Annotated in this window: 10 protein-coding genes; 2 read left to right on the top strand and 8 right to left on the bottom strand. The window is 45.4% G+C overall.

Annotated features, from left to right (window positions below):
• Positions 1-71: 71 nt before the first annotated feature.
• The 5 genes from AC121Z_RS09575 to AC121Z_RS09595 are packed head-to-tail and all read right to left on the bottom strand — an operon-like array spanning position 72 to position 7,899.
• A complete protein-coding gene (locus tag AC121Z_RS09575; protein WP_498123810.1) occupies positions 72-1,520 on the bottom strand; it encodes an amidase in 1,449 nt (482 codons plus the stop codon).
• Positions 1,521-1,536: 16 nt separating this feature from the next.
• The gene (locus AC121Z_RS09580; protein WP_498123811.1) at positions 1,537-2,895 is read right to left on the bottom strand and encodes an MFS transporter; all 1,359 of its coding nucleotides are present in this window, start codon (positions 2,893-2,895) and stop codon (positions 1,537-1,539) included.
• Positions 2,885-4,243, bottom strand: coding sequence for a Xaa-Pro dipeptidase (gene pepQ, locus AC121Z_RS09585; RefSeq protein WP_498123812.1), 1,359 nt, complete (start codon positions 4,241-4,243; stop codon positions 2,885-2,887). The genes AC121Z_RS09580 and pepQ overlap by 11 nt, the downstream gene beginning before the upstream one ends.
• On the bottom strand, positions 4,233-5,612 hold the full coding sequence (locus AC121Z_RS09590) for an alpha/beta hydrolase (RefSeq protein ID WP_498123813.1): 1,380 nt from the start codon (positions 5,610-5,612) through the stop codon (positions 4,233-4,235). Before AC121Z_RS09590 ends, pepQ begins: the two co-directional genes overlap by 11 nt.
• Positions 5,613-5,628: 16 nt before the next feature.
• Positions 5,629-7,899: a TonB-dependent receptor gene (locus AC121Z_RS09595; RefSeq protein ID WP_498123814.1), complete on the bottom strand. Its 2,271-nt coding sequence runs from the start codon at positions 7,897-7,899 to the stop codon at positions 5,629-5,631.
• Positions 7,900-8,130: 231 nt separating this feature from the next.
• Between AC121Z_RS09595 and AC121Z_RS09600 the strand changes: the two genes are divergently transcribed.
• On the top strand, positions 8,131-9,150 hold the full coding sequence (locus AC121Z_RS09600) for a helix-turn-helix domain-containing protein (RefSeq protein WP_498123815.1): 1,020 nt from the start codon (positions 8,131-8,133) through the stop codon (positions 9,148-9,150).
• A gap of 270 nt (positions 9,151-9,420) precedes the next feature.
• Here AC121Z_RS09600 and AC121Z_RS09605 read toward each other — a convergent pair whose 3' ends face one another.
• A complete protein-coding gene (locus AC121Z_RS09605) occupies positions 9,421-10,128 on the bottom strand; it encodes a hypothetical protein (protein ID WP_498123816.1) in 708 nt (235 codons plus the stop codon).
• Positions 10,129-10,289: 161 nt separating this feature from the next.
• Between AC121Z_RS09605 and AC121Z_RS09610 the strand changes: the two genes are divergently transcribed.
• Positions 10,290-10,982 carry a hypothetical protein gene (locus AC121Z_RS09610; protein ID WP_498123817.1) on the top strand — a complete coding sequence of 231 codons (693 nt, stop codon included), beginning with the start codon at positions 10,290-10,292 and terminating at the stop codon, positions 10,980-10,982.
• A 29-nt stretch (positions 10,983-11,011) separates the two neighbouring features.
• Here the strand turns inward: AC121Z_RS09610 and AC121Z_RS09615 are convergent, their stop codons facing one another.
• Both AC121Z_RS09615 and AC121Z_RS09620 read right to left on the bottom strand, forming a co-directional pair.
• A complete protein-coding gene (locus AC121Z_RS09615; RefSeq protein ID WP_498123818.1) occupies positions 11,012-12,223 on the bottom strand; it encodes a histidine kinase dimerization/phospho-acceptor domain-containing protein in 1,212 nt (403 codons plus the stop codon).
• A complete protein-coding gene (locus tag AC121Z_RS09620; protein ID WP_498123819.1) occupies positions 12,213-12,908 on the bottom strand; it encodes a response regulator transcription factor in 696 nt (231 codons plus the stop codon). Before AC121Z_RS09620 ends, AC121Z_RS09615 begins: the two co-directional genes overlap by 11 nt.
• Positions 12,909-12,917 lie beyond the last annotated feature (9 nt).

Here is a 12,917-nt window from a genome sequence, read left to right on the forward strand (position 1 = left end):
AGTTATAACCAAAAGTCATTTTTGGCTAAGACATAATGACGACTTTCTCAGCTAGATCTTCAGATGACTAACTACTGATCGCGCAGCGCAAAAAGCGAATGCTTTGGGCACCGTTGCGCCCAGGGCATTTCCTCTTCAAACAAACCTGCAAGTTGCAATAACGTAGCCTCATCTGAATGTTTTGCTACGAACTGAACACCTACTGGCATTCCGTTTTTGGCTGTCGATAACGGAAGAGAGATGGCCGGTTGTCCGGTCACATTAAATATGGGGGTAAAGGGGGCGTAATCAGCGGATGCACTACTTACCCATGATTCAATGGTTAATTCGTGGGCATTTGCATCAAGTTCACCAAGCTTTAGGCCCGGTCTGGAGGTCACCGGACTAACAAAAACATCCAATTGTTCAAAGAGCTTCCCGATTTGCATACACACCTCCGCCAAATAACGCAAATGCCGATCAAACGTATGCAAGTCAGTATTCAGCGCCTTTTGATACAAAGCTAAATTATTTGCTTCACGTGTGCTGCTATTAGCCAAACGTCCGGTTTGTACTTCGGTTAAATAAACTGAATAGGGGTGGCGATAGGCCCAAAGTAGCGTGAAAGCTTCTTGAAAGCGTTGCCAGTCAACGGGTAAATCAACCTCTTCTATGTGGTATCCCATGGATTCACAAACCTTTAAACTTGATGTGACAGCCTGTTGGCAGTCAGGATGCACCTTCCCCCCACTAAAACTGCGCATGGAATAACCGATTTTTAGGGTCGGCGGCGATCTATAGACTTCTTCTATGAAGGGCCTTCGGGGTCGCTCAGTAAAGTAAATTGCGCCAGATTCGCTGCCATGAACCATATCGAGCAACGCTGCAGTGTCCCTGACACTTCGGGTTATAACATGACTCACTGACGGTGAGAAAGGCACATACTGATGCTCTGGGGTTCTAGCCCTAGTTGGTTTTAAACCAACTAATCCGCAACATGCGGCCGGGATCCGTATTGAACCACCGGCATCACTCGCTTGCGCGAAGGGTACCACACCCGCTGCCACTGCAGCGGCCGCTCCGCCACTTGATCCGCCCGCACTCAACTTCAAATCCCATGGATTACGGGTCTTGCCATATAGCAGCGATTCAGTTGTCGGCGAACTCCCCCACTCAGGCATCGTCGAAATCCCTACAATATTGCAACCTGCCTTTTTCAACCGGCGTGCCATTTCTCCATCTTGACCCGCAGTCAACCCGCGCGCGATTCTACTGCCTAGTTCAAAAGGCTGTCCTTGCAACATAGAATCTTTAATCAGTGTGGGGACTCCCCAAAACGGTTTTAAACCATCTTTTGCGCACCCAGCAGTATGCATTTGATTGTTTACACTATGCGCTAGAAAGTTCAGTTTGGGGTTTACCGTTTCGATTGCCCTATTCGCTAAGGTAGCCAGCTCCGCTGCGCTTACATCTGCTTTTTTTACTAACTCAGCCAGTCCCATACCATCGTACGATGCGTATTCACTCAAGTTCATATCCATCTACCTAGCTTAACTGCTAATCTGTTACCTGACTGTTCTGTTGGCTATCGCTACTTAACACCCCATCATTCTCGAAATCTTGTTCCAACGTGGTTGTAGCTTTAATAAAGAAGTAGGTCGAAATGGGCACAAAGACAACACTACAAAGTAATGCATATTTAAGTGACTCCTGACCCACGATGGATGCCAACGCATCGCTTACTACACCAATAAACATAGGGCCAAGGCCGCTCCCAATTAGGGTGGCTAACATACCTAACAAAGCCATCCCCATCGCTTTATATTTAACGCCTGAAACGCCAAAGACTAGGGCAAATACACAGGGTGTCATCAAACCTGTCAACACAGCCCCTAGTGCTAACAGGGTAAACACAAGGGTCACCGAAGAACTCAAATACACGCAAGCTGAAATCGGGACGCTGATCAGCATCACCAGTACTGGAAAATACAAAAAGCCTTTAACGTTTCGTTCACCAATATAATTGGTAACAAAGCCGCCCAAGAGCGTACCAACAATACCGGCCCCGCCTAATGCAAGACCTAAAATACCGCCAGCTGATTCGTGAGAAATGTCAAAATTCCGCAAAATATAGCTGAGCGTCCATTGTCCGCTTCCCTGTCCATAAATACTGAAGATAGTAAAACCCACTAAACAATAGAAAAAACTTTTCTTACGCATGAGAGTTTTGGCCGCATTTTTAAATTCAGAACCAAAGGTTTCAGACATTGTGGGCAAGCGGCAGTTTTGACGTGGCTCCCGTAGCGATAGCTTAATAATTAATGCCAATAACAATCCGGGAACCCCCAGCGCTACCAAGGCTATTCGCCAGCCATATTCTGCAGCGATTGCGGATCCACCAGCAATACCAATAATGCCGCCGATAGTTCCCCCTACGAGAAAAAATGAAATGGCATGCCCACCTTTTTTGGCAGGATAGAGATCACTCAACATTGAGAGCGCTGCAGGATGCCCACCGCCCTCACCGATCCCAACCCCGACACGCGCCAGAAACAGCTGGACAAAGTTTTGTGCCATTCCGGTCAAGGCGGTCATTAAACTCCATAGCCCCACCGTTAACGTGAGTAAGCTACGCCGATTCCCCAAATCTGCCCAACGCGAGAATGGCAATCCCATTGTTGCGTAAAATAAAGAGAATGCTAAACCCGAAAGTAATCCCAGTTGCGTATCACTAAGACCCAGTTCAGCTTTAACCGGTTCCATGACAGAAATAAACACAGTTCTATCGATAGCATTAAAAATGGAAACAAAAACCAGCAATAACAAGGCGTAACGACGATAGCCTGCGGTAATAGTTGAGGATACCCCATGCTGAGTAATGGGAGTGGCTTGATCATCACTGATGCTAGTTTTCATTTAAATTACTCTGTTTTTGTAATGTTTGGCTGGCTTGGTCAAACGCAGTTCGGGTCATATTTACAACCCCATCCGCAGTAATAAGAATATTGTCTTCGATGCGCACGCCGCCATAGGGACGCAATTCTTCAACCAGCGTCCAATTGATTGAGTTACGGTAGTGCCCTTGCGCTAATGGACCTAGGAGGTGATCGATAAAATAAATACCGGGCTCAACAGTCACTATTTGGTTAGCCTCTATCGGGCGACCCATCTTTACGGTAGGGAATTGAGCATGTAGCTCATATTCCAAGCCTCTCTCGTTCATATATTCACCACCGGGATCGTGCACCTGCAAACCAATAAAGTGACCCAGTCCGTGAGGCATGAATTGTGGGACAAGATTGAGGTCAATGGCAGTCTCAGGCGCCGTTGTAATTAACTCAAAATCACATAACAATTCAGCCAACATAAATTGTGCCCGCTGGCCATGTTCTGCGTATGAGTAACACGCAGGCAGATCCGCAATAATTTTTTTCTGTACCGCGTCCATTCCGTGAATCAGCTCTGCAAAGCTCCCTTCTGAAGCCGCATATGAACGCGTAATATCGGCTGCATAGCCGTTGAAACAGGCACCAGCATCAATCAAGAGGCTGCGCAGCGTCCCTTTGCGATACCGCTGATTCGAATGTTCTGCGTAATGGAGTACCGATGCATTTTGGTTGTGCGCTACTACACTTGGATAAGCCAACTCTGAGTCGAGCTGAGCACATGCTTGCGCAAAAGCCATCTTGGTTTCCAGCTCGGTAGCCCCGTCCAGAAAAGCCTGTTCTGCAGCTCTATGTCCTCTAACCGAAATGGAATTCGCTTGTTGTACGCAGTCTTGTTCATACTCAGTCTTATAACTTCGATACCAATTTATTTGCGTGAGTAAGCGTGGTGGGTTTTTATCACCCAATGCCCAATCCATCATGAAATTTGCGTGTTCACCAATAAATGCTCTGCTGTCTGAAGCCCCTAAAATCGCTCTGACATCGGCAAGCTGTTTGACTATAGATATTTCATAAAATGGCGCCCAATCACCCAGTTCAATAGCAACTGGCGCTGACCAAACTGTGCTCGGTTGATAGCAGACCAACTGTGGCTTCGCCGACTGCTGCCAGCGGACCCATGTGTTTGGATAATTTAGGATTGGAGAGAAATATTTAAAATAATTGTTAACTTTGAATGGATACGGAATGTCATCCTTGAACCCAAATGTAAGCTCTCCGCTAAACACCACGATTTCAGAATAATCATGAGTCGCCATAAAATGCTCACACATACACTGCAAATAGGCAAAATGGCTAGATATCAACTTATTCATCATTCGTTCCCGAGCACTGACTAGTACTAACTAGGCCCTGACTCTTCTGCTTATGGACAGATTGCAAATCGTTACTATTGTCCCTATCCACGTTGTCTTGGGTGCAATAGAGCTGTAATTCTGGCCATTGCTGTATGAGTTGTGTCAATTCTTGATTAGCTTCACTTGAACTACCGGCCACAACGTGTTTATTGAAAAACTCCAGACACAGCGCATTAGTAACACCAATCATGCGCTCACCATCGATATCCCCCAGCATAAGTACACGCCTTAGCAATTGGCCTTGGTGCAGTGTTAGGTCAGTAAAATCATTATGATCGGCCCCTTTGATAAATGCCCTTTGCAAGTAACCCCTGACCGATGAACCGGGCTTTTCAGCATAATGGAAATCGTTAAAACTCCCACCACTGGCTAGTTGTACCTTGCTAGAGTGCAACATTAACAGTGGTACGCGCGGTGTTTTACCTAGCAAAGCATCACCAACCTGACCGCCGTCCAAATTAATTGCCGCCACAAAACGGGGCTCCCGCTCGGCAAGCGAAACGCTTACGGAACCACCAAAAGACATCCCTGCGGCACCGATTTTAGTAAAGTTTCCTGCCGCGATGATGTCAGATAGATCAGCGTCACAGCGATTGTTAATGAGGCTGTCGAGGCATGTGACAATGTCACTTATCCATATTTCTTGAAGTTCATTCTGAGCAGTCGAGCGACACCAGCGGACAGTTGCGGCCCTTCTTTGTTCCGGTGTAGGAGCATTAATAATCGCATTAACAGTCTCTAACATTGTCGGTGTTTGAATTTTTGCAACTACTGACAAATCTAAATAGGAGGCAGAGCCGTCAGGATAACTTACAAATAAACTCGCCGAAGGATGTGCAACAGCAATAACAATATATCCATGACTTGCGAGGTGCTCACACAATTGCGTATTCGCATCGATGGTCAAACCAAAACCATGAGAAAACACCACGACTGGCAATGAGTGGCGTTTTGCCTCAATAATCTTAGCCCCTTCATGCGACCAAGTCAGTGAGCGCCCCATTTGCTCAGCGACCACTTCAGGTAGTTTCTGCACCTGAGCAATCGCCACACGGGCACTGACCCTTTCTCTTTGAGAGTAAAGCGAGCGACGTGTAAGACCTTCAGTTTCAGCTGCAGGATACCAAATTCTGGCCATGCCGCGCCCCGATGAAGGGAGTTCATCCACTGTTTCATGGGCGAACTGAATATCTCTCATTCCAACCGCATAGTCCCCATCTGGGGGACTCCGCTGTAAGACTGGGTATATCCAGTTCGGACAGAGTTTCACCAGCGCAATAAACGCTGGTGTTAACAGTTTTTGTAACAGTATTGAGGTTTTTAAACTCATGGCTACAGTGTCTTATCTAATAGCGATAGTGCAAACGGGCACCAAATGTGCGCGGCCGGAGGGTGTTAACATAACTAGCCCCTAGGTTTCCGCTGTTTAGAATATAGCTATCATTGTTAGTTAAGTTCTCACCGTACAAAGTCACTTCCCAATTACCCAGATACACACCAACACTCGCATTGACGTTCTCATACGACTCATTTAAAGCAAACAGTGGATTGGGTTGATTGGTACCAACTTGATTGGAGAAGCCATTAGGTGAAGAGTCAACGTATTGAGCTTCTAGGCGAGCGTACATTTGGTGTCCTGACTCCAATGTCCAATAATATTGAACATTTGCGGCGAACTGAAAATCAACCGAGCCTGGCAGAGAGTCACCTACTGCCGCACCAGAACGTAAGCTATCAGCTTCGCTAATTGCACTAATTTCAGCATTTTGTAACGCTAAAGAAAGATTAAACTCCAAATCAGTGAGTGGTTTTAAACCTAGCTCGAGCTCTACCCCTTTAGATTCTGCTTCGCCCGCATTGGCGGTAAAATTAGCGACATCCGATAAGCGTATTGCATCAATCTGAATATTAGTCCAATCAATGTAGTAAGCAGCTAGGTTCAACCTGGCCTTGTTTTGCCAAAAATCAGTCTTAATACCTAACTCATAATTCAAGGTTTCGTCTGGCTCATAAATATTGGGGATGATTAACGGGTCATTGGGATCCACAGGACTTGCACCGACGAACGGATTGGTTTGACCAATCCGGTAACCACTGGTGATTGACCCATAAAGGTGCAGATCGCTGGTGGGTTGATAAGATAACGCCGCTCGCCAAGTAAATATCCCTTTATCTTCACCATTGTTTTCAAATGAAGCGGTATCTTTGGTGAACGTTGCAAAGTTAAGAACTGAACGCGCTGGCTCATCAATAGCGACTTTGACGTTGGAACCGCGCATACCGATAGTCGCAGTCCATTTATCATTGAGATGTACATTTAGTTCGCCAAATGCGGCAATCTCTTCCGATGTCGTTCGCGTGCTGGTTGCCAAAAACACATCATCTTCGAGCAGACCGGGAGCTACATTAGTGTTAATGAACTCGGATAAGCCCGGCAAGGTAAAGTTAAAATCAGCATTTGACTCCCTATCAATGTAAAACAACCCCGCTACCCACTCATACTTATCGCTATCAGTGGAGACTAATCTAAACTCTTGAGATAAAAAGTTTACTTCCCAGGGCTCATTTTGTGCTAACAAAGGAAAACCCAGACCAGTGATATCACCATAGTCTATTCGCACGCCAGTTTTAGACTCAGTGTACGAAGTCGATGAAACAAACGACGCAAAGCCTAAATTGTCATATTCGACGGTCGCATTATAACTGGTTAATTTAGAGGGGCGCCCTTCAGCGATCGCTGCAGACTTTGTGAATTTACCGAGTGCGGGATCCCATGCATCACCATCGTGCGGTCGGCTGTCTTGATCGAGCACTTCAAACGTTGCCGTTAAATGATCCGATGCATGCCAAAGCAGACTAACACGGCCACCTTTATCTACTGTGCCATTATCAGTGCCTAACTGAATATTATTAACCCAACCCGCTTCATCACGGTAATAACCCACAACTCGGATGGCTAATTTATCTTCCACTATAGGGATATTAACCATGCCATCGTATCGTTGCCGCAAGCCGGCATCTTCAGTATCCGCTAAATCCACACGAAATGACGTGTCAAAACCGTCGAGTGTCGCCTTTTTGGTAATAACTCGTACCGTTCCACCCAGAGAACCTGAACCAAACAAGGTCCCTTGGGGCCCTCTTAGTACTTCGACACGCTCAACATCATAAAGGCGTAAATCTGGTTGAACAGACGCGCCATAGGTATCGGTAACCGGCATATCATTGATGTAAACTGAGACGGGATCTTGGGTATTCACACCCGCCGACGATGTCGCAATGCCGCGGATATTAAAAAAGGAACGATTACGCACGGGTTGATTCAGTGTGACACCAGGAAGACTTCGAGCAATCGATTCATAATCGTCAAGCCCCTGTCGTTCAATCTCTGCGGTAGATACCGTAGATATGCTTGACGGGATATCTTGCACATTGGTCACACGTTTAGTCGAAGTGACACTGATCACTTCCCATTCATTGTCATCTGACTCAGGCTCATTCGCTTGGGCCTGCCCCAGACCACAGGTTAATCCTAAAGCAGCCAGTACAGAAATGCTTAGTACTGATTGTGTAAAATATTGGTAACACTTGTTGTTCGTAGCTTGATATTGATTCATTGGTCAATACTCTCCGATAGGTCGGTCAATTTTATTTTTCTAATGATTTCATTTCTGCTAGCTGTACTGAGTGTGTCACTGACCAATATCGAAGGGATAGCAAACAGTCACTTATGCATTGCCATTTGTCACCTTCATCCATTTCTACTCGGTAAAAACTTGTAATCTGTTCTAGATTTAATGTAAGACTAGCATTACCAGATACTTCCTTCTTTATTGAGGTCGCACCGAATGAATAACTTTCATACGCCAACCATGGCGATACCTGCGGGTCCGTGGGTCTCAAACCGAGAAGTTATCAATGATGCAGCTAAAAATGCCCTTACCGTTTTAGGCACTAATGTTGGTGATGAGAGCAATACATTAAATCTATTCTCAAATGTAGAGGGGTCTCTGACCTACATAAAAATCAATGAGAAGTGTATTGCTCAGATCATTGATGTGGAATTGAGTGATCCCCTTAGCCAAAAAGCAATCACTGACGAAGGCTGGATTGGTTTTCAGTTTGCGCTTAGCGGGGATCAAATATCGGTAGTCGATGGCTATGGACAAATGAATTTTTCCGGTCCTAGATTTAATGTATGCGCAACTGGACATCCAACCAAGGTGACCAAGTTTTACATGGGTGACAATCATGTTGCTTATGTGAACGTGATTGTTAGACCTGATTTCTTAGTGCAACAGTTTGGCGCCGATTACGACCTTTTGCCAAACACCATCCAATCAATTATTGATGGCCGTAAAGATAATTTTTACAGCGCCACATTACCGCTTTCGGCGACCATGAGCTTAGCCGCCGAAACCCTGCTGCAGAATCAATTTCAGGGCAAACTAAAAGAAACGTACGCAAAGATAAAAATTACCGAATTGTTGTGTTTGGCTGTACACACGATCAGTCGACCTCAAGATGACAAAGAGCTTAAAATCAAGCTCAATGATCGTGAGATCCGGTTACTTCATAAAGTCAGAGATGACGTGCAGGAAAATTACGCAAGCCCGCCCCCCTTGGCGACTATCAGTCGCAATATTGGACTCAACCGAAATAAATTAACCATGGGTTTTAAAGAACTATTTGGTACCGGTGTCTATGAATATTATCAAAGCTTTCGTATGCAAGAGGCTCGCAAACTGCTTAGAGAAACCAAGCTATCCATATTAGAGGTAGCTTTCGAAGTCGGTTTCCAAAACCAATCCAGCTTTAGCCGGGCCTACAAAGACTTTTTTGACCGAGCGCCAAGTCAAGATCGCTAATACTAGGGCAATAAAGACTGCACAGCTATCGCTGGTTCCCTATCCCAATCTGCTCGTTGATAGGCAAACAGATTTATATCGGTCAAGTTGCTGTAAGTCTTCTTGGCGGATATTACATAAACGAATTTTGATTCCACGTATCATATTCATTAACGACTGACATAGCATTGTGTCGCTACGTTGGCCGATATTAATAATAATTGGAAGAGTCACTTCTCAACAATTAATCCCAGTAGAGCCTACTAAAAAGGCGACGTTCATCGCCCCTGGCTAAAAACGGTAGACTGCGCTAACGCCGGCCTGCTGCTGATATTCAACATCTTCCTCATACCCGTTTAACAATGGATTGAAGTCTGAATATGCAGCGCTAAACGTGATGTCCCACTGAGGTGAAAGTGCCCAAATCAAATTGGTCGAGATCGCGGTGGAATGATCTTGCGCGAAGTCTTTAAACTTCCTGTAATGCAAACTTGCACTGAGTGTAAATCCAGGTTGCAACTGCCACAAGCTACCCAATGACACGCGTGCTTCTTTGCGATTCGGGCGATTATCCTCGGCCCAATGCACAAGTGCTGATTCAAACGTTAACGCCACGTCAGAATTAAAGACATATTTTCCATTTAGACCTACACCAACCGCGAAGCTATCATCTGCATCAGTGACCTCGTATAGGCCCATAAGACCGCCTTCGATAGCAAGCTCTAACCCCGTCTTATCCTCACTTCGCTGCATAACACTATAGCGCGCACCAATTGGCCCAATCGTTAGGTTTTCGGTAAAACCGTAAGATAGCTCAAATGAAGGAGTAAACTCATTCTCTTCCGAGCGGGTTTCACCGTAATACAATCCAGCCCCCAATGCGACCTCACCACTCTGTAGTACAAGTGCCCTTTCTACAGGGTTACTGTCAGATAAAGGTTGCGCGAATGAAAATGGCGCTAAGACGAATAGCGCAGTAGCAGTAAACAGCTTTGTCATGATTGTTCCTCAATTAGTTGTGAGGCACTACTATGATGGGCTGAGAGTGAATGTTCGGTGAAATTTTCTGCGCAGAAATATATTCTTACTGTTGCAATACTAGCAAGAACATATTGATTTCTGTATTTTGGGTCCCTAAACGCGGTTTTTCAAGGACAACTGTGCCTAAGTCAGTATTTTCATTGCGAAGCGAACAAGCCCTACCCGAGAACGATATTTCTCGTTTCACCGGGCTGGCGGCATGGTGCTGTGCTATTTGCTATGCGATCGGCCTCGGAATGGTATTTTTTATTGCACCCGGTCTTAATCAAGGTGCCGAAGAGCGGTTAGGGTTTATTCTGCAGTTCGGAACAATTGTTCAGGTCTGGTATTTCGTGATCTTTGTATTGTTTGGTATCAGTCTGACAGTGTTTAACTTAGGGATGCGGCGCTTACTGTCTCCATCCCCTTCAATTGCACTCAAAATTGCATTCATTGTTAGCTTGATCTGGTCGGCATACGTATTTGCAAGTGGCCTAATATCAGTTTTCACCATTCAGTTTCTATTTTCTATTCCGATAGAAGAACAGCGCTCGTTATGGTTCGCCATATATGAAATCCAAGCTGGGTTAGGCGAAGGTGTAGAATGGGTCGGTGGACTTTGGATGACCGTATTAAACTATCATTTACTTAAATACCAGAACGAACGTCGATGGTTGAATCGTTGTGGATTCAGTATTGGTATAGTTGGTCTTGTCACGTTGATCCCGGGGTATGCAGTCGCCGGTGCAATATTTGGCGTATCCCAGTTAATTTGGTTTGTGGTGATAGGCTTTACACTTATTCACAAAAGCCAACCGTTTGCGCGGGGCTAACTTTGTTTATCCCGCATAGGTTCGCTAAGCTACAGCGCTAATTTGGGTTTGAGCACCACCCGGTATGTCATGTTTTCTTGTGTAGTGCTGATCCCCCAACTCATCGTTTCCGCAATGCGTCTAACCAAATACTGCCCATGCCCTAGCCCTTGGTAATTCTGCCGTGTTGCGTTATTGAGTAACGGGTTTTCAAAAACTATCTCGTCCCCTTTGGTATAAACGTCTAGCTGTTCCCCATCACCATGATAAAAACTATTATTCACTAAATTCTGGCACAGCAATGCAAGCAGATGAGGGTTGCCAAACACTTTAAGTCTGTCAGACAAATTGAGATCGACATTAAATTGACTACCAGGATGAGACTTGATGATCGCTAAAACGGCCTTTTCGATCACGGGTCGAAACAAGCATTCCGTTTGCGTAAGATTTTCTTTGCGAGCTAGCGCAAGCAATACCTCAACAGTCTGCTGGAGGGTGCCTGTAGCCTGCTCCAACAATTGTCGTTCAGTGCTACTCAATGCCCCGGTTTCATTTAAAGTTAAGGTGTTTTTAATTAGGCTGATTGGGGTTCGAAGTTCATGACTAACGTCACTCGCAAAATCCCGTTCCCTGCGCCAGGATGTTTGTAGTTGCGCATAAGTATCGTTAAATGCTGAGGCTAGTTGACCAATCTCGTCGGCTCGCTCGGTACCAGTAATACTGCAGGGTGATTCTGGCTTTTGTAAGGCAACGGAACGAGCTAAACGTTGCAAAGGTTCGGATAGTCGACTAGACAAAAACCATGTAGATAACACCGCCAAGATCATTGCTGCGACCGCCACACTGAACAGGAAAACATTGAAAAGATGACTGAAAGCATCCAACGTCGTCATCTCTGTGACTTTAAAAACAAGATAGTTTGTTTCAGGGGAAATAAATTGTAATGGCGCTACATAGCCCTCAAGTTCAGCTCCTCCAAAAGTAAAAATCATCCGTTCGTGCACGATTGACTCGAGTTCGCCTAACTTATCCACTGACGCTTGATCTACTATTCGAAAGTAGGGTTTAGATGGTGTTAAGGTTTGATCTCTGTGCCAAGCATTCTCGAGATGGGTCAACTCAATATCAATGACTGAGGTGGCAACGATGCCAGCTGTAGCCTCTACAAACAGATAATTTAAACGTGCATAAAACAGGTTGATGACAAGCACCAACACACCAAAAGCGATGAAAAGCTGCCATTTAATACCATTAGCTCTCACCGTCCAGTCCCTCTAGTTTGTATCCAACGCTACTAACAGTCTGCAGAAGAGAATGATTGGCGGCCTTCTCTAAAGCCTTACGCAGACCATAAACATGAGATTTCAATGCATCGCTTTCTGGCGGAGAATCTCCCCAGATTAGATTGATCAGCTCCCCTCTCGCTACAGGCTGCGGGTACTCCTCAGCCAATAAACGCAGAATATCAAATCCGATCTTTGTCACTTTAACTGGAGTCTCGCCCCAACTAACCGTACGTGATCTTACATCAAGCTTTAGTTTTCCGCGCGTAATCACCAAATCGTTATGGAGTGAAGGTCTCCGCGCCATCGCTTGGCAGCGCAGTGATAACTCGCGAAGATCAAACGGTTTGGTTAAATAATCATCGGCCCCTCGATTAAAGCCTTGAGTTTTATCATCAAGGGCATCACGTGCCGTAAGCATTAGAATAGGGATGACTCGCTGAGCATGGCGCTTAATATACTCACACACCTCCAAACCATCACAGTCAGGTAAGTTTAAATCCAAAATCACCACATCGAAATATTGTGTCAATGCAAGGTTTTGCCCTAATTTGCCCTCTGCAGCATAATCAACTTGCCATTTTAGCCCTTCAAGAAAGCTGGTTATTTGCTTAGCAAGCGCATAGTTATCTTCAATTAATAAAACAGACAATGGCTTATTCATAATTTCCCC

Source organism: Alteromonas sp. DYW1, assembly GCF_059752595.1.